Origin of the sequence: Loktanella gaetbuli, from assembly GCF_020531945.1 — a bacterium.
GTDB classification, from domain to species: domain Bacteria; phylum Pseudomonadota; class Alphaproteobacteria; order Rhodobacterales; family Rhodobacteraceae; genus Loktanella; species Loktanella gaetbuli.
Genome location: NZ_JAJATZ010000003.1, coordinates 429,726 through 447,567, shown reverse-complemented (window position 1 = coordinate 447,567; position 17,842 = coordinate 429,726). Strand labels below are relative to the sequence as shown.

Genomic DNA, 17,842 nt, shown 5'->3' with positions numbered 1-17,842 from the left:
CAATCAGCGCCACGCTCAATCATCCGCATGCCCCGCGCGCAAACCATCCCGCACCCGGTGCGCAATCGCGATGAATTCAGGGCTGTCACGAATATCCAAGGGGCGCTCGCGCGGCAGCGTGCTCTCGATCACATCCGCGATCCGGCCGGGGCGGGGCGACATCACGACGATCTTGGTCGACAGATACACCGCCTCTGGAATCGAATGGGTGACGAAACCGATGGTCTTTTCCGTCCGCGCCCACAGCTGCAACAGCTGCTCGTTCAGATGATCGCGCACGATCTCGTCCAGCGCCCCGAACGGCTCGTCCATCAGCAGGATATCCGCATCAAAGGCCAGCGCCCGTGCGATGCTCGCCCGCTGCTGCATCCCGCCCGACAATTGCCAGGGATACTTTCGCGCAAACCCGGCCAGATCGACCAGCTCCAGCACGCGGTTCACACGCTCCGCCTGTTCGGCCTTGGAATATCCCATGATCTCCAGCGGCAGTTTCACGTTCCCGCCGATGGTCCGCCAGGGATACAGCCCCGCCGCCTGAAACACATAACCATAGGCCCGCGCCCGCCGCGCTTCGTCCGGAGTCATCCCGTTGACACGCAGCGTGCCGCCCGTCGGTTTTTCCAGCCCCGCGATACACCGCAGGAACGTCGTCTTGCCACACCCCGAAGGCCCGATGAAACTGACAAAATCCCCCTTGTTGATGTCCAGACTGACATCCTTCAGCGCATGGACCGGCCCGTCATTGGTCTTGAACGTCAGATCGAGGGAATTGGCAGATATGACGATATCATTCACGATTCACCTCGGCTTGCTCAATACTCTGTCCCGAAGCGCCGCCGACAAAGTCGTATCGGATTTCGTTCAAGACCTCGTCGACCTTGAAATCAAATTGAAGAATGATCCCGGCAAAAGCCGACATCGCAAACAGGTAGCCCCAGATCCCCATTGCATCGCTCGCGGCCTGAAGGTTCCAGAACCCGAACAACAGAACCAACCCCCAGCCCAACGGTGCAAGCGGACGAATTCCCAACCAGGTCAAGCCGAGGGCGGCGCCGACGATGAAAGGCATCGGCACGCTGATCCAGCTTGAAGACGCGGCCCCAAGGATTGCCTGAATAAAAATTGCAGTGACCGTCAGGTTCAGTCCGAAGGACAAAAGCGAGAAGACACTGGCGGACCTCGGCACGATCCGCCTGATATACAACGAGGAAATAAGACACGCCGCAATGATCGTCGATACCATGTCGGGCCTGATCGAAACGTCGGTGCTTCCGATCAGCCGATCTTTTGTATAGGTCGCCACCCCGCACCCAACTGCAAACAACAAAAGCAGGATTGATCCATAGCGCCGCGCTTTTCGGCCAGGCACATAGTCCCCGACCAGAATATCGTCGAGCTTGTGCACCAGCCCCGGTCTTTCCTTGCTGGGGACAATTGCATTTTGCGCAGGCACGGAGACAGAAGTGTTTGCCTCCCTCGAGGACCTCACACTCAGACCCCCGTCGCCGGAATGCCGGACCGCTCCACCGGACGCGGTGCTGTCAGCTCCTTCCAGGACGACAGCGCCTTGTTCACCGACCCGTTGGGGGCGCGCTTGACGAATTTTCCGTGGCCTTCCTGCGCGCGCATCTCGCCGTCGTGCACGGCAACATGGCCGCGCGTCAGGGTGAACCGTGGCAGGCCCTTCACGTGCTTGCCCTCGAACACGTTGTAATCAATCGCACTGACCTGGCTTTCGGCGGTAATGGTCTTTTCCTTCTCCGGGTCCCAGACCACCAGATCGGCGTCTGCCCCCACCAGCACGGCACCCTTTTTCGGATAGCAGTTCAGGATCTTGGCGATATTGGTCGACGTCACCGCAACAAATTCATTCATCGTTAGCCGCCCGGTGTTCACGCCGTAGGTCCACAGCATCGGCATCCTGTCCTCAAGCCCCCCGGTCCCGTTCGGGATCTTGGTGAAATCACCCACGCCATAGCGTTTCTGTTCGGTGGTAAAGGCGCAGTGATCCGTCGCCACAACCGACAACGACCCGCTCTGCAGACCCGCCCACAGGCTGTCCTGATGCTGCTTGTTACGGAACGGCGGCGACATGACCCGCCGCGCGGCATGGTCCCAATCGGCGTTGAAATACTCGGATTCGTCCAGCGTCAGATGCTGGATCAGCGGCTCGCCCCAAACGCGCTTGCCCTGCATCCGCGCGCGCCGGATCGCCTCGTGGCTGTCTTCGCAAGAGGTATGCACCACGTACAGCGGCACGCCGGCCATATCGGCAATCATGATCGCGCGGTTCGTGGCCTCACCTTCGACCTGGGGCGGGCGCGAATAGGCATGCGCCTCTGGCCCCGTGTTCCCCGCCGCCAGCAGCTTGGCGGACAGTTCCGCCACGACATCACCGTTTTCGGCGTGAACCATCGCGATTCCGCCCAGCTCCGACAACCGGTTGAACGATGCATAGAGCTCGTCATCGTTCACCATCAGCGCGCCCTTGTAGGCCATGAAATGCTTGAAGGTATTGATGCCGCGATCCCGCACCACGGTTTCCATCTCGTCGAACACCTGCTCACCCCACCAGGTTACCGCCATGTGGAACGAATAATCACAGGCGGCACGTCCCGACTTGTTGTCCCACATCTGCAGCGCATCCAGCAGCCCCTGACCGGGCGAGGGCAAGGCAAAATCCACGACCATCGTCGTCCCACCCGAGAGCGCCGCCCGTGTCCCGCTCTCGAAATCATCGGTGGAATAGGTCCCCATGAACGGCATCTCCAGATGCGTATGCGGATCGATCCCGCCCGGCATGACATAGCAGCCGGTCGCGTCCAGAACCTCGTCCCCCGTCAGGTCAGGACCGATCTGGGTGATCACACCGCCCTCGATCAGCACATCCGCCTTGTAGGTCAGATCAGCGGTGACAATCGTGCCGTTCTTGATGACTTTGCTCATGGGCGTGGTCCTTTATGGTCAAACTTCTTCTGGTCAAAAATATCCCGGGGGAGGCGCAGCCGGGGGCAGAGCCCCTACGACACCACCTCTGCCGTCTCGAGCACCGCATGCAGCAGCACGTCCGCCCCGGCCTTGGCCCAGTCCTTGGTGATCTCTTCGGCTTCGTTGTGGCTCAGCCCGTCGACGCAAGGACACATCACCATCGCGGTCGGGTACAGGTCGTTGATCCAGCAGGCGTCGTGACCCGCACCACTGACGATATCCATATGGGAATAGCCCAGCCGTTCGGCAGCTTGACGCACCGCCGCCACACAGCCCTCATCGAATGCAGGCGGATCGAACTGACCAACGATTTCGGCGCTGAATTCGACCTCGATATCAGCGCACAGCGCCGGGGCCCTTGCCATCAATTCGTCGACCATGCCGTTCAGCTTGTCCAGCAAATGCGTCCGCATATCGATGGTGAACACCACCTTGCCGGGGATGATGTTGCGGCTGTTTGGGTAGACGTCGATATGACCGATGGCCCCCACCGCATTGGGCTGATTTTTCATCGCGATCTCATGGACCAGTTCCGTAATCAGCGCGAGGCCCCGTCCCGCGTTCTTACGCATCGACATCGGCGTCGAACCGGTATGACTTTCCTTGCCCGTCACCGTGCATTCGATCCAGCGCAGCCCCTGCCCGTGGGTGACGACGCCGATATCCTTGCCCTCGGCCTCGAGGATCGGACCCTGTTCGATATGCAGTTCGAACAACGCGTGCATCTTGCGATCACCGACGGGTTCATCGCCTTTCCAGCCGATGCGTTCCAGTTCATCGCCAAAGCGTTTGCCCTGCGCATCGACCCGGTCATTCGCCCAGTCCAGGTCATGCTTTCCAGCGAACACACCCGACGCCAGCATCGCGGGCGCAAAGCGTGTGCCTTCCTCGTTCGTCCAGTTCACGACGACAATCGGGTGTTTGGTCTTGATATCCAGGTCGTTCATCGTGCGGATCAGTTCCAGCCCGCCCAGAACGCCCAGAACGCCGTCGTATTTGCCCCCCGTGGGCTGGGTATCCAGATGACTGCCGACATAGACCGGCAGCGCGTCGGGGTCGGTGCCCTCGCGCCGCGCAAACATGTTGCCGATCTCGTCGACACCCATGGTCATGCCCGCGTCCTTGCACCACGCGGCAAACAGGTGACGGCCTTCGCTATCCTCATCCGTCAGGGTCTGGCGGTTGTTGCCACCCGCGACGCCGGGGCCGATCCGGGCCATGTCCATCAGACTGTCCCACAGGCGGTCCCCGTCGATCCGCAGATTTTCCCCCGGTGCCGCCATGTTCGATATCCCTCGTCATTCATGATTTGACCGCTTGGTCAAACTCACGCTACCACGGGACCTGAATCCGTCAAGCCTGCGCCGCGACAATCCCGCGCAGCCAGTGCGACGGCACAGCACGCAGGCAGCACCGCCCGAAAAAGCGGCAGCAGGAGAACCGATGGACGACGCAGCGCCCAAGACCCGCATCCAGATCCGCAACCGCAAGGTGATCCTGACCGCCGGGCTGGAGGTGTTTTCCGCAAACGGTTTTCGCGGGGCAACACTCGATCAGATCGCGCGCGAGGCAGGTCTGTCGAAACCCAACCTGCTGTATTATTTTCCGTCCAAGGAGGCGATCTATACCGCCCTGCTGGACGCGCTGCTGGACACATGGCTGGACCCTTTGCGCGCGCTTGACCCGACGGGCGATCCGATCACGGAAATCCTGGGGTATGCGCAGCGCAAACTGGCCCTCAGCCGCGATTTTCCGCGCGAAAGTCGCCTGTTTGCCAACGAGATTCTGCAAGGTGCGCCGATGGTGCGCGACCTTTTGAAAACAGACCTCAAGGCGCTGGTCGACGACCGCGCAGAGGTGCTGCAAAACTGGATGGACGCGGGCCTGATCCGCCGCACCGACCCGGTGCACCTGATTTTCTCGATCTGGTCGCTGACCCAGCACTACGCCGATTTCGACGTGCAGATCCGCGCCGTGCTGGACGAAGAGGACCCGTTTCCCGGCGCGGAATGCTTTCTCGATCAACTCTATCGCAGTCTTTTGGAACCACGCGCCCGTTAGATCCGTTTTCCTTGCAACCAAGGAGAACGACATGACACATACGCTGACCGTCCAGAAGATCGAACAAGTGACCCACGATACCTATCGGCTGATTTGCAGCAAACCCGACAGCTTTCGATTCGAAGCAGGTCAGGCAACCCACATGGCCCTGGACAAGGATGGCTGGCGCGACGAGGACCGCGCGTTCACGATGGTCAGCGATCCCGACGCCAAACATGTGGAATTCGTGATCAAGTCCTATCCATCCCACGACGGCGTCACCGAGCTGGTCCCCGATATCCAACCCGGCGACCGCTGGCTGGCCGAGGATCCGGCCGGTGCCATCACCGACCACGGTTGCGGCACCTTTCTGGCCGCCGGTGCGGGGATCACGCCATTCATCGCGATCCTGAACAAACACGCCCGCGAAGGCGTGGGCGGCGATCACCTGATCTTTGCCAATACCCATGACCGCGACATCATCATGAAGGATACGTGGGATCAGATGGCGGGCGTGACGCCGACCTACGTGATTTCGGATCAGGACGATACGGCCCACCGCAAGGGCCAACTGGACCGCGCGATGCTGTCTGACATCGGCATCGCTACGGACAAGCCCTGCTACGTCTGCGGGCCGGGTGAATTCGTCGACGACATCCGTGACGCCCTCAAGGAGATGGGCGTGCCAGAGGACAAGATCATTACCGAAAACGGCTGGTGATTCCGGACGGGACCGGGGGCGCTGCACCCGGACCCCCGGGATATTTGACACCAGAAGAAGGGCCGGGCCTTATTCTGCTGCAACCGCACCGGGGTTGTTGGGATGCGTGGTCCAGTTGGCATAATCCTCTTGGACCTCTTTGCCGGTGCGCGGATCAATCGTGCCGGGGATCATCGCCTCCATCGTGATGCAGTCCGCGACCGGGCAGACATCGACGCACAGGTTGCAGGCCACGCATTCGGCGTCGATCACGCTGAAGGTGCGGTCCTCTGACATGGCGATGGCCTGATGGCTGGTATCCTCGCAGGCGGCATAGCAACGCCCGCAAGAGATGCATTTGTCCTGGTCGATCTTTGCCTTGGCGACGTAGTTCAGGTTCAGGTACTGCCAGTCGGTGACGTTGGGCACGGCGCGACCCACGAAATCGGCGGTCGAGGTATAGCCCTTTTCGTCCATCCACTGGGACAGGCCCGATTTCATTTCCGAAACGATCTTGAACCCGTAGGTCATGACGGCGGTGCAGACCTGCACGTTGCCGCAACCGAGCGCCATGAATTCAGCCGCATCGCGCCATGTCGACACGCCGCCGATGCCCGAAATGGGCAGACCACGGGTCGCGGGATCGCGGGCGATTTCGGCCACCATGTTCATCGCGATGGGTTTGACCGCCGGGCCGCAATAACCGCCGTGTGTGCCCTTGCCGTCGATCATGGGCTCGGGTGACATCGCGTCGAGGTTCACGGATGTGATCGAGTTGATCGTGTTGATCAGGCTGACCGCATCCGCCCCACCGTTTTTCGCCGCCTGCGCGGGTTTGCGGATATCCGTGATGTTCGGCGTCAATTTCACGATGACGGGCCGGTCATAGTATTTCTTGCACCAGCGCACGACCATTTCGATATATTCCGGCACCTGACCCACGGCCGATCCCATGCCGCGTTCGGCCATCCCGTGCGGGCAGCCAAAGTTCAGCTCGATCCCGTCGGCGTTGGTTTCCTGAACCCGTGGCAGGATGTCTTTCCATGCCTGTTCCTCGCAGGGGACCATGATCGACGCGATCATCGCGCGGTCGGGGTAGTCTGCCTTGACCCGCGCCATTTCCTCGAGATTGACCTCTAGCGGGCGGTCGGTGATCAGCTCGATGTTGTTGATCCCCAGCACGCGGCGGTCAGCGCCGTAGATCACGCCATAGCGCGGCCCGTTGACATTGACGACGGGCGGCCCTTCGGCCCCCAAGGTTTTCCACACGACGCCACCCCAGCCCGCCTCGAAGGCGCGGCGGACGTTGTATTCCTTGTCCGTGGGCGGTGCCGAGGCCAGCCAGAAGGGGTTCGGGCTCTTGATGCCGAGGAAATCAGTGGTCAGGTCAGCCATGGTGTATCCTATCGTCGTTAAGTCTGGTGAGCGGGGCAATGGTAGGATGTGCGCCCGCCGACGGTCATCTTGGTGATGGTGCCGTCGCATCGCGTGCAATCGGCACCATCGGTGCGGTTGTGGATCAGCCAGTCGCGGGGCAGCTGGCTGTAATCCGCGTTCTTGTCCATCACGGTGCCCATCACGTCCTGCACCGTCGTATGCAGTGCTGCGATCTGCTCGGCGGGCAGATCGCTCGCCTTGGCGTCCGGCATGATGCCAGTGCGATAGAGCGATTCGTCCGCCCAAAGGTTGCCGATCCCCGCCAGCTTGCCCTGATCCAGAAGCGCAGATTTCACAGCACCCCGCGTGCCGCCGATCACATTGGCAAAGGCATTGTCGCCAATCTGCATCGCATCTGGACCGAGCCCCTTGTCGGCAACGAACTGGTCAACGTCCGCGACCATCTGCACGTGCCCGAACTTGCGTGGATCACGAAACGTCAGGCGGCGACCGCCCTCGAAATTCACGGTCAATCGGGCGTAATCGGGCACATCGCCGCCGTCGTCCCAGACCCGCAAACTGCCCGCCATGCCCAGATGGATATGCATCCAGGGCCCATCCACAGACCCCGCAAAGATGTATTTTCCATGCCGATGCGTGCGCGTCAGCTGTGTGCCGATGAACCGGTCCAGCTGATCTGTTGGCGGCAGGTCCACATGCGACACCTCACCGATCGTGAACCCCTCGATCGTGCGGTGCAGACAGTGGTCCGCGATCCGGCGACGCGCGGCATCGGCTTCGGGCAGTTCAGGCATCGCCGACCAGGGCGCTGTGAATGTCCATCGCCGCATCGCGCCCTTGGGCGACGGCCGTCACGGTCAGATCATCGCCACCCTGTGCACAATCGCCCCCCGCCCAGACGCCCATCCGTGTGGTACGGCCGGCACCCGTCACCTTGATCTTGCGGTCCTCGATCATCAGGCCACCGTCTGTGGTCAACGTCTGACCGATGGCACGGAACACCTGGTCTGCGGGAATGCGAATGGTCTCGCCCGTCCCTTTCAGGCCGGTGCCATCGTCTGCGGTATATTCCAGCGCGATTTCACCATCGTGGATCGCGTGCGGCTGGACATTGAACATGATCCGCACGCCGTGGCTGGCGGCCAGATCCTGTTCATAGCGGCTGGCCCCCATCCGGTCGCGGTCGCGGCGATAGGCAATGGTTACGGCCTCTGCCCCCAGCAGCTTGGATTGCACGGCCGCGTCCACGGCCGTCATACCGCCGCCGATGACGACGACATGCCGTCCGACGGGCAGTTGGGTCAGGTCCGTCGCCTGCCGCAATTCCGCGATGAAACTGACGGCATCCGTCACGCTGTCATTGTCGTCACCGTCTGCGCCGAGGGCATTCACACCGCCCAGACCAACCCCCAGAAAGACGGCGTCAAAATCGGCCGAGAGGTTGTCCAGCGTCAGTTCCGCGCCCAGCGCACGGCCGGTTTCTAGCGTGATCCCACCGATCTGCATCAGCCACGCGGCCTCGCGGGCGGCGAAATCATCGGTGCTCTTGTAGGCCGCGATCCCGTATTCGTTCAGACCACCCGGTTTGGGGCGTGCGTCATACAGCGTCACGTCATGGCCCAGCATCGCCAGACGGTGCGCACAGGACAGGCCCGCCGGACCTGCGCCGACGACGGCCACGCGCTTGCCCGTTTCAGGGGCACGGGTGAACGGATGACCTTTCCGCGCCATCAGCGTATCGGTGGCATGGCGTTGCAGACGACCGATCTCGACCGGTTTGCCCTCGGCCAGCTCGCGCACGCAGGCACCTTCGCACAGGTCCTCGGTCGGGCAGACACGGGCGCACATGCCGCCCAGAATATTGGCGTCAAAGATGGTCCGTGCCGCTGCCTCTGGCGTACCGGTGGAAATCTGGCGGATGAACAACGGGATATCGATGTCCGTGGGGCAGGCGGTCACGCAGGGCGCGTCATGGCAGAAATAGCAGCGGTCGGCGGCGACCAGCACCTCGTGCGGGTCAAGCGGCGCGTGCAGGTCGGCAAAGGCTTCGGCCAGCGCATCCGCGCTCAGGCGGCCTGCGGCGATTCCGGGGGCAGTGGGTGATGTCATGGCGGCCTCGGTCGTTGTCTGGATCACCATCAGCTTTGCACGGTTTTATTTTTTATCAAATGGTAAATTTTAGGCAGCTTGTGAACTTGCCCTAGCCGGCGCTCTGGCACTGGCGCATCCCGATCCGATCCGCAATGATGCAGGTCCAGTGGCCAGGGACGCATGTTTGCTATGGACGATACGCCGATCGACGACGATTTCGAGGACGACGAAGACGAGTTCGACCACTTTACCGATGCACAGGACAGCGTCTGGGACACGGTGATGTCGGACCTGGCGGCAGGTCGCGCGACGGGTAACTGGGTCTGGTTCGTCTTTCCGGTGCTGACAGGCATAGACGATGCACCCATGGCGATGTTCTATTCCCTGCGGGACGCGGCAGAGGCCAGCGAATTTGCCCGGCACCCGGTCCTGGGTCCACGATTGGTCACATGCCTGCGCAAGCTGACGGAGAATGACCGCCCCTTGTCCGATACCATGGCCGACGAAAACGCCTACAAGGTGCGCGCCTGCGCCACATTATTCGAAGCCGCCGTCCCGCAGGACCCGATTTATGCAAAGGCCTTGGACGATCTGTTCGCCGGTCAACGCTGCACCAAGACGCAACGCCTGCTGCGTGAACCGCCGCCTGCCCTGTTCTGAGGGTGCTGGGGGGCCAGCCCCCCGGCCTGCGGCCTCCCCCCGGGATATTTCGAAAACAGCGAAGGGTTAGCGTTTCGCCTTGCGGATGCGGGACACCTTGCGTGCAGTCTTGGCCGCTTTGGCCTTGGCCGGGCCGACGCGGCGTTTGCCCGGTTTGCTGCGCCCCTTTGACGGGCCGCGCGGCAGGGTCGCACCATCCAGTTCGATCAGGTCGGCCAGCAGTCCACCCGTGGTGGGGACAGCCTCGGTCAGGCGCACGGTTGCGCGCTGACCCAGCCCGATGACCGTGCCGCTGTCCGATCCCATCAGCGTCTGGGTTTCCGCGTCATAGTGGAAATATTCCGCCCCCAGATTGCGCATGGGGATCATCGCATCCGCGCCGGTGCCATCCAGTTTCACAAAGACGCCAAATCGCGCGATCCCGGCAATACGCCCGCCGATCTCGGTCCCGACCCGGTCCGCCAGAAAGGCCGCAAGATAGCGGTCCGTGGTATCACGCTCTGCCGTCATCGACCGGCGTTCGGTGTCAGAAATCGCCTTGGCGGTCGCGTCCAGATGTTCGATGTCCCAAGGGCTGAGCCCGTCCTTGCCCCAGCCATGTGCAGTAATCAGCGCGCGGTGCACGATCAGATCGGAATAGCGCCGGATCGGAGAGGTGAAATGCGCATAGGCCCGCAGCGCGAGGCCAAAGTGGCCAAAGTTTTCCGGATGATAATAGGCCTGCGTCATCGACCGCAGCGTCGCGATGTTGATCAGTTCAGCACTGTCGGTGCCTGCCGCGGCGGCCAGCAGGCGGTTCAACGTGGCCGTGCGCAGCACCTGCCCCTTGGCCAGCGTGAGGCCGGCGCTGTCGGCCACTTCGCGCAGTGCATCGAGCTTTTCGGGGCTGGGTTCCTCGTGGACGCGGAATAGCAGGGGGGTCTTTTTCGCGATCAGGGTTTCGGCGGCGCAGACGTTCGCCAGCACCATGAATTCCTCGATCAGGCGATGTGCATCCATGCGTTCCTTGTGGTTGACCGCCGTCACCTTGCCGTCGTCATCCAGTTCGATCCGTCGTTCGGGCAGGTCCAGGTCCAGCGGCTGGCGCGTCTCGCGTGCCCGCCTGAGCGCGTCATAGGCGTCATACAGCGGCGCGATCACATCATCGACCAACGGGGCGGTCTGGGCGTCGGGGCTGCCGTCGCGCGCGGCCTGCGCCTGTTCATACGACAGCGAGGCCACCGACCGCATCATGCCACGATGGAACTGATGGCTGATCTTGGTGCCGTCCGCGTCAATATGCATCTCGACCGCAAGACAGGCACGGTCGACGTGTTCATGCAGGGAACACAGATCACCCGACAGCGTGTCGGGCAGCATCGGCACGACGCGGTCGGGGAAATAGGTGGAATTGCCGCGTTTGCGCGCCTCGACATCCAGCGCACTGCCGGATGTGACATAATGCGCCACATCGGCAATCGCGACCCAGATGACGAAGCCATCGCCGTCACGCTGCACAAGCACCGCATCGTCGCGATCGCGGGCGTCTGCCGGGTCAATGGTCAGCAGCGGCAAGTCACGCAGGTCCTTGCGTTTGTTCATCGATGCCGGTTTCGCGGCATCGGCCTGCGCCACCACCTCGTCCGGGAAGTGGTCCGGGATGCCATGCTGGTGGATCGCGATCAGACTGACCGCCCGCGCGCTAGTCGGGTCGCCCAACCGGGTCAGGATGCGCGCCTTGGGCAGACCCATCCGGCCCTTGGGCCCGGTCTGTTCGGCCTCGACCAGTTCGCCGTCACGGGCACCGTTGGTCGCACCGGCGGCGATTGTCCATTGCTTGTCCGACCCCTTGTCGATGGGCATGACGCGGCCGCCCTCTGACGCGGCGCGGAACACCCCGAGGATACGCTGCGGGTTCGTCCCGATCCGACGGATCATGCGCCCCTGATAGGCATGTGCCTCGCCCGGTGTGGCGGTCAGTCGCGCAAGCAGGCGATCACCAGACCCAAGCGCGGGGTCAGAGGCGCGCAGCGCCAGCAGGATGACGGGCGGGTCCGTGTCCTCGGCCCATTCCAGTGGGCGCGCCAGCAGATCGCCGTCGGCATCAGAACCCGTGACCTCGATCACGCTGACGGGGGGCAGTTTGCCCGGCTCGCGGTAGCTGGCCCTGCGTTTGGTCAGGGTGCCCTCGGCCTCCATTTCGCGCAAGAGCGCCTTGAGGTCGACGCGCGCAGCACCCTTGATGCCAAAGGCACGGGCAATATCGCGTTTCGATGTCTGCGTCGGGTTGTCGGCCAAAAAGGCCAGCACGTCGCGTTTGGAAGGGATCTGTTTCATGCACAGCACCTAGTGCGGCGGCCTGCCGGTTGCAAATGGCGGACCGGGGCGCTGCCCCGGACCCCGGAATATTTTTGACCAGAAGAAGCCGTCAGGCGAAGTAGTCGCGCAGGACGCGGCCATAGATTGCCTTGAGCGTCTGGATATCCTGCACAGGCACCTTTTCGTCGACCTGGTGCATGGTTTTACCGACGAGGCCGAATTCGACGACAGGGCAGTGGTTTTTCATGAACCGCGCGTCAGAGGTGCCGCCGGAGGTCGAAAGTTCGGGCATGACCCCGAGTTCGGCCTGCACGGCGGTGCCGATCAGGTCGGACAACGGACCGGGCGGTGTCAGGAAACTTTCGCCGCTGACCTTGATCTTCATGGTGATGGCGATGCCGGTGTCCGCCGCGACGGCGTCGGCATGGGCCTGCAACCAGTCCGTTACCGATGCGCCACTGTGGTGATCGTTGAAACGGATGTTCACCGTGCCACGGCAGGACGCCGGGATCACGTTGGTCGCTGGATTGCCCGTGTCCATCGTCACGATGGCCAGCGTCGAGGCGTCGAAATGAGCGCTGCCCTGATCCAGCGGTTCGGACGCCAGCCGGTCCATCAGCCGCGCCATCGCCGGCAACGGGTTTTTCGCCCGGTGCGGGTAGGCGGAATGGCCTTGTTCGCCGGTAAAGGTGATCCAGGCCGTCATCGACCCGCGCCGCCCGATCTTCATCGCCTCGCCCATATGGTTCGGGCTGGTCGGTTCACCCACCAGGCAATCGGTCATCGCCTCGCCGTTCTGCGCCATCCAGTCCAGCAGCGCGGTGGTGCCGTCGAGCGCGTCGCCTTCTTCGTCACCGGTGATTGCGAGGATCACCGCCCCGTCCGGTGGCGTGTCGCGCACGAAGTCACAGGCGGCCGCCGCAAAGGCCGCGACGCCTGATTTCATGTCCGTTGCACCACGCCCCCACAGAAAACCGTCCTTGATGACAGCGCCAAAGGGATCGACGCTCCAGTCGTCAGGATTGCCGATGGGCACCACATCCGTGTGCCCGTTGAACCCGAAACTGCGATTGGCCCCCTTGCGCCCCCAGCGCGCATAAAGGTTGCTGACGCCACCGCGGTCCACGCGCGTGCAGTCAAATCCGGCCCCTGACAAAAGATCCTCCAGCAACAGCAGCGCGCCGCCCTCGGTCGGTGTCACAGAGGCGCAGCGCACCAGTTGCGCTGTCAGGTCAACGGGATCGATCGGGTCAGTCATGGCGCGCCTCTGTTGCTATGGGACCAGCGGTAGCGTGCTGCCCGGCAGGATGCAAATGCTGTGGCCGATGCGCCACGCGAACGCAACGACGCGCGATTATTCAATGACACAGAGAAATTTGTCGTGCATCTTCAAGGGAATAAATGACCCGAGGCAGGGCAAACCCCAATGTGGGTGTGAGTGCGAGCAGGCACCACAAGATATAGCGAAACACGGGACAACGATCCTGTGCAAGCGTTTGCGCTGACCCCGGGCTGTTGCGGCAAGGGGCATTTAAATGGCGACGGCATCGGAACTTTCGATGAACCAGAACGCGTCTGCGGCACAAATGGCGCAGACGATCTTTGGCGACGGCGTGATCGTGGTGGGCGCGTCCTATTCTGGATCGAGCTATTCTTCGGCGACCTATTCGGGCGGTGACAGCACCAGCCCCGGCGTGGTGCCTGGCGATACGGGCGTCATCCTGTCCACGGGGCGCGCATCGGATTTCACCAATTCCCAGGGCTGGGGGAACTGGTCGGGCGATCCGAACCTCAGCACCAACACATCGACCAACTCGGGCGGCCAGAACGGCAACGCGGATTTCGAGGCCATTTCAGGCCAGCGGACATTCGATGCATCGTTCCTGACGGTCAATTTCATCCCCACCGGCAATGTCATGTCGATCAAGTTCGTCTTTGCGTCGGACGAATACCCGGAATACGCGTCGTCGATCTATAACGACGTGGTCGGTGTGTGGGTCAACGGCACGCACATCCCCCTGTCGGTGACGCAAAGTGCTGCGTCCGTGACGGAAATCAACGACACCGAGAACATCAACCTCTACAAGGACAACACGGGCGATCAATACAACACCGAAATGGATGGTTTCACCGTCAGCATGACGCTGACGATCCCGGTCAACACGGGCCAGGTGAACACGATCAAGCTAGGCATCGCCGACGCGTCTGACAGCAACTACGATTCCAACCTGCTGATCGCGGGCGACAGCATCCAGACGACGGTCATCGCCATTCAGGACGATGTGACCATCGCACCGGGCGGCACCCAGAACGTCGATCTGCTGGCCAATGACCTCAATGCGACTGGCGGCGTGCTGTCGGTGACCCATATCAACGGCGTTGCGGTCAATCCGGGCGACACGGTCATCCTGCCATCGGGACACCAGGTCACCCTGCTGGCCGACGGCACGGTCGACATCCTGACCACGAACGTCGAGGAAAAGGTCAGTTTCACCTACGAGACCACCAGCACCAACGTGCTGGGCCAGGAGGTGGGTGGCGATCTTGGATTTGTCACGGTCGACACGGTTCCCTGTTTTGTCGCGGGCACGCTGATCCGCACGCCACTGGGCGACATTCCGGTCGAGGCGCTGGAACCCGGCGATCTGGTCGATACGATGGATGACGGCGCACAGCCCCTACGGTGGGTGGGGCGTCGCACGGTCGCGGCAGAGGGTGCACTGGCCCCCATTGCCATCGCCGCGAATGCGCTGGGTGAACACGCGGCCCTGATGCTGTCGCCGCAGCATCGCGTCCTGCTGGGCGATCCGCTGTCCAGTCTGCTGTTCGGCGAGGACGAGGTGCTGGTCGCGGCCAAGGATCTGGTCAACGACCTGACGATCCGTCCCAGACCCGGTGGCGACGTCACATATCTGCATCTGATGTTCGACCGCCACCAGGTCATCTGGGCCGAAGGCCTGCCCACCGAAAGTTTTCTGCCCGGCCCCCAGATGAAAAAGGCCTTTGCCCGCGAGGCACTGGAGGAAATCACCACGTTGTTTCCCCAGATCGACTGGACCTCTGGCCGTGGCTATGGGCCTGCGGCCCGCCGCACGCTCAAGCGGTTCGAGGCGCGTGTCTTTCGCGGGTCTGCCCTTTGAACTGGATCGGCCTGCGCGAAGCACGGACCGCCCTGTTCGAGACAGGGGGGCTGGCCACGCCATCGGCACGGCCCGGCGATCTGGACGCGCTGATGGCGCGCGGCGCGCTGATGGTGGACTGTGCGATCCTGCCCAGCCTGACCGAACAGACATTGCTGTCCTATGCCGCAAAAACGCCTTGGGATACGGCGCTGTCGATTGCGCTGTCCCCCGACGGCGTGGTGATCCTGCGGCATCGCGTGGGCCGGTCGCAGCGGACGTACCGCCTGAATACCGGGGTCAAGGAACGGGCCGTGTCCGTCACCATCGTTTTCAACTGGGACGCGCCTGCCAGACAGGCCAGCCTGTCGGCCGAATTTCCCGACACCGGCGCGTTGGCCTATCGCGTGGTGGATGCACCGCTGCCGCCGACCCTGCGCGACGCCCGCCGCATCATGATGGACCGCCGGCAGTGCTATCTTGCCCCCGGTGTCCGCTTTGCCGCGATAGCGACCGATCAGGTCCCGGTCGGACCGCTGCCATCGCTGGACGGCCAGACTCAGGTCATCACCCAGACAGGCCGTCGCAGCATCCAGACGCTGCGCCCCGGCGATCTGGTACAGACGGCGACCGGTGGCATGGCACAGGTCCGCTGGACCGGTGCGGTGACCTTGCCTGCGCGCGCACGGTTCCGTCCCCTGCGGGTCAAGGCCCCGTTCTATGGCGCGCTGCGCGACATCGACTGTGCGGCCTGTCAGCAGATCAGGTTTCACCATTCCGCCGTGGACTACCTGTTCGACACTCGCACGGTCGTCGCGCGCGCCGGTGACCTGCTCGAAGGTCTGACACCGCGCCTGCAACCGGATCAAGTGCTGGAAACCTACTGGCATGTTTTACTGGATCGCCCGGTGCCGATGCAGATCCACGGGGTGGCGTGCGAATCGCTGAACGCCCGCGAACTGCTGGCCGATCCTGTCCTGCGGTCATTGTCCGTGCTCAGGGATATGCCGACAGAACTCTTTCCACAGGACGCCGGGCCAGCGCCATTGCGCCTGAAACACTATGAGGTGCGGTCACTGTGTGAATCGCGCGCCGCCTAATCGGCGTCGTCGGATTCGTCACCCTCGTAGAACGGCGTCATCTGCGCCACGATCACACTGTTTTCGTCCAGCGCGCGCTGCATCAGCGCACGTTCTTCGTCGGGAATGTCGTGACCTTCGGCCAGACGTTCATCCAGCGTGCCGTAGCCCGACACGTCCAGCGGTGACAAATCCGCCTGTTTCAGGATGGCAACGGTTTCGCGCACGGCCTCTGCCTCGTCCACACCGCTGGCATAGCACATCAGCGCGGCCCCGGTCGCGTCCTTGGGCAGACCGTCATCCTTGGACCGGCCGACCTCGACCAGCAGCGTATAGACTTGTTGTACACGTTTATTCATGGCCGCAGCATTCGCGCGGGCACGGCACCCTTGTCAAGCGGCGGTGAACTGCACGGCCAGCGCGGTGCAATAGATCAAGATCATGAGCACGCTCTCGATGCCGATCCGGCCCGGACCCGCGCGTTGTCGCAGGATCAAACCGCCCAGCAAGACGGCTGTCATCAGCAGACCCGTTGCCAGCCAATACAGGTCGGTACCGCTGACCGCATGGAACAGTGACCCGTCGCGATAGCTGACGTCGGATGCCACCAGAAACAGCGTGTCAAAGGTGTTGCCGCCGATGATGCCGCCCACCGCCAGTTGCAGCGCACCGCGTTTGACTGCCGTCAGTGTCGTCACCAATTCCGGCAGTGACGTCACCACGGCGGTAATCACGGCACCCACCAAGGATGATGCCAGACCGAACCGGGTGATCAGGCTGCCACCGACCTGAGAAATGACGTAACCGCCCAGACCCATCACCGCCACGAGTGCCAGGAAAATCAGTGCCGGGCGCAATGCCGAGCGGTCTTTTTCGTCGTCGTCCTCGGGTTCATCGGTGCGGGTGTCGCGGGTCTGTACCGGTCGCCACATCGGCTGTTCCGATACGGTCTGCGTCAGCTTTACGCCGCCAAGGTAAGCCAGGAACATCAGGATCGACGCCGGATGCACCCCGAAATACGCCATATCAGGACCGGCCATCGCACACAGCGGAATCGATAGCAGCACGATCAGCATGACCGCCTGAAACAGATTGGCGGGTTCCGCTGCCGCATGTTCCAGATTGGCCTTGCGGTGGATGATGTCCGCGAGCGCCAGAAACAGCGTCTGCGCCGCGATCCCGCCGACCGAGTTTGAAAAGGCGAAACTTGCATCACCGCTGATCGCCGCATCCACCGACACAACGACACCGGCCAGCGACGTGGCGGCACCCAGGATCAGACCACCGGCCAGCGCCTCGCCCATGCGCGTGCGGTCGGCGATGACATCGGCCAGCCCCGTTGCCTTGATCGACGACACGACGACGGCCGCAGCGGCGAGGATGAAAACAAGGAGTAGCAGCGGTAGGGGCAGATTCGCGATCATGTGCGATGGCCTTTAACTAAAAAAGCGGCACGCAAACCTGCGCGC

The 17,842-nt window shown here is 62.6% G+C and carries 16 protein-coding genes; 5 read left to right on the top strand and 11 right to left on the bottom strand.

Features of this window, described 5'->3' with window-relative positions:
* Positions 1 to 15: 15 nt before the first annotated feature.
* The 4 genes from LGQ03_RS08795 to LGQ03_RS08780 all read right to left on the bottom strand — a co-directional run bounded on the left by LGQ03_RS08795 (position 16) and on the right by LGQ03_RS08780 (position 4,271).
* The gene (locus LGQ03_RS08795) at positions 16 to 798 is read right to left on the bottom strand and encodes an ABC transporter ATP-binding protein (RefSeq protein WP_226748192.1); all 783 of its coding nucleotides are present in this window, start codon (positions 796 to 798) and stop codon (positions 16 to 18) included.
* A complete protein-coding gene (locus LGQ03_RS08790) occupies positions 788 to 1,405 on the bottom strand; it encodes a hypothetical protein (RefSeq protein WP_226748097.1) in 618 nt (205 codons plus the stop codon). The genes LGQ03_RS08795 and LGQ03_RS08790 overlap by 11 nt, the downstream gene beginning before the upstream one ends.
* Positions 1,406 to 1,491: 86 nt before the next feature.
* Positions 1,492 to 2,946 carry a dihydropyrimidinase gene (gene hydA / locus LGQ03_RS08785; RefSeq protein WP_226748096.1) on the bottom strand — a complete coding sequence of 485 codons (1,455 nt, stop codon included), beginning with the start codon at positions 2,944 to 2,946 and terminating at the stop codon, positions 1,492 to 1,494.
* A gap of 74 nt (positions 2,947 to 3,020) precedes the next feature.
* Entirely contained in the window at positions 3,021 to 4,271 is a 1,251-nt protein-coding gene (locus LGQ03_RS08780) for a Zn-dependent hydrolase (RefSeq protein WP_090158006.1), read from the bottom strand.
* Between the two features lie 160 nt (positions 4,272 to 4,431).
* Between LGQ03_RS08780 and LGQ03_RS08775 the strand changes: the two genes are divergently transcribed.
* Both LGQ03_RS08775 and LGQ03_RS08770 read left to right on the top strand, forming a co-directional pair.
* Positions 4,432 to 5,049, top strand: coding sequence for a TetR family transcriptional regulator C-terminal domain-containing protein (locus LGQ03_RS08775; protein ID WP_056030631.1), 618 nt, complete (start codon positions 4,432 to 4,434; stop codon positions 5,047 to 5,049).
* A 31-nt stretch (positions 5,050 to 5,080) separates the two neighbouring features.
* Positions 5,081 to 5,749 (top strand): FAD-binding oxidoreductase, encoded by a 669-nt coding sequence (locus LGQ03_RS08770; RefSeq protein WP_226748095.1) that lies wholly within the window; start codon positions 5,081 to 5,083, stop codon positions 5,747 to 5,749.
* A gap of 69 nt (positions 5,750 to 5,818) precedes the next feature.
* On the opposite strand, the gene preA is transcribed toward LGQ03_RS08770, so the two are convergent.
* The 3 genes from preA to LGQ03_RS08755 are packed head-to-tail and all read right to left on the bottom strand — an operon-like array spanning position 5,819 to position 9,235.
* On the bottom strand, positions 5,819 to 7,123 hold the full coding sequence (gene preA, locus LGQ03_RS08765) for an NAD-dependent dihydropyrimidine dehydrogenase subunit PreA (protein WP_226748094.1): 1,305 nt from the start codon (positions 7,121 to 7,123) through the stop codon (positions 5,819 to 5,821).
* A 17-nt stretch (positions 7,124 to 7,140) separates the two neighbouring features.
* Entirely contained in the window at positions 7,141 to 7,920 is a 780-nt protein-coding gene (locus LGQ03_RS08760; protein ID WP_226748093.1) for an Fpg/Nei family DNA glycosylase, read from the bottom strand.
* Positions 7,913 to 9,235: an NAD(P)-dependent oxidoreductase gene (locus tag LGQ03_RS08755; RefSeq protein ID WP_226748092.1), complete on the bottom strand. Its 1,323-nt coding sequence runs from the start codon at positions 9,233 to 9,235 to the stop codon at positions 7,913 to 7,915. Before LGQ03_RS08755 ends, LGQ03_RS08760 begins: the two co-directional genes overlap by 8 nt.
* 162 nt (positions 9,236 to 9,397) lie before the next feature.
* Here LGQ03_RS08755 and LGQ03_RS08750 point away from each other — a divergent pair, with 162 nt between their 5' ends.
* Positions 9,398 to 9,877, top strand: a complete 480-nt coding sequence (locus tag LGQ03_RS08750; RefSeq protein WP_226748091.1) for a DUF1810 family protein — start codon at positions 9,398 to 9,400, stop codon at positions 9,875 to 9,877.
* Between the two features lie 66 nt (positions 9,878 to 9,943).
* Here LGQ03_RS08750 and rnr read toward each other — a convergent pair whose 3' ends face one another.
* Together rnr and dapE are read right to left on the bottom strand one after the other, a co-directional pair.
* Positions 9,944 to 12,193: a ribonuclease R gene (rnr, locus tag LGQ03_RS08745; RefSeq protein WP_226748090.1), complete on the bottom strand. Its 2,250-nt coding sequence runs from the start codon at positions 12,191 to 12,193 to the stop codon at positions 9,944 to 9,946.
* A 91-nt stretch (positions 12,194 to 12,284) separates the two neighbouring features.
* Positions 12,285 to 13,433: a succinyl-diaminopimelate desuccinylase gene (gene dapE / locus LGQ03_RS08740; RefSeq protein ID WP_226748089.1), complete on the bottom strand. Its 1,149-nt coding sequence runs from the start codon at positions 13,431 to 13,433 to the stop codon at positions 12,285 to 12,287.
* 277 nt (positions 13,434 to 13,710) lie between these two features.
* Between dapE and LGQ03_RS08735 the strand changes: the two genes are divergently transcribed.
* A complete protein-coding gene (locus LGQ03_RS08735; protein ID WP_226748088.1) occupies positions 13,711 to 15,315 on the top strand; it encodes a Hint domain-containing protein in 1,605 nt (534 codons plus the stop codon).
* Positions 15,312 to 16,394, top strand: coding sequence for a Hint domain-containing protein (locus LGQ03_RS08730; RefSeq protein WP_226748087.1), 1,083 nt, complete (start codon positions 15,312 to 15,314; stop codon positions 16,392 to 16,394). The genes LGQ03_RS08735 and LGQ03_RS08730 overlap by 4 nt, the downstream gene beginning before the upstream one ends.
* On the opposite strand, the gene LGQ03_RS08725 is transcribed toward LGQ03_RS08730, so the two are convergent.
* The gene (locus LGQ03_RS08725) at positions 16,391 to 16,732 is read right to left on the bottom strand and encodes a hypothetical protein (protein WP_090158016.1); all 342 of its coding nucleotides are present in this window, start codon (positions 16,730 to 16,732) and stop codon (positions 16,391 to 16,393) included. The two genes, LGQ03_RS08730 and LGQ03_RS08725, sit on opposite strands and share 4 nt — an antisense overlap.
* Positions 16,733 to 16,765: 33 nt before the next feature.
* Positions 16,766 to 17,797: a sodium:calcium antiporter gene (locus tag LGQ03_RS08720; RefSeq protein ID WP_226748086.1), complete on the bottom strand. Its 1,032-nt coding sequence runs from the start codon at positions 17,795 to 17,797 to the stop codon at positions 16,766 to 16,768.
* Positions 17,798 to 17,842 lie beyond the last annotated feature (45 nt).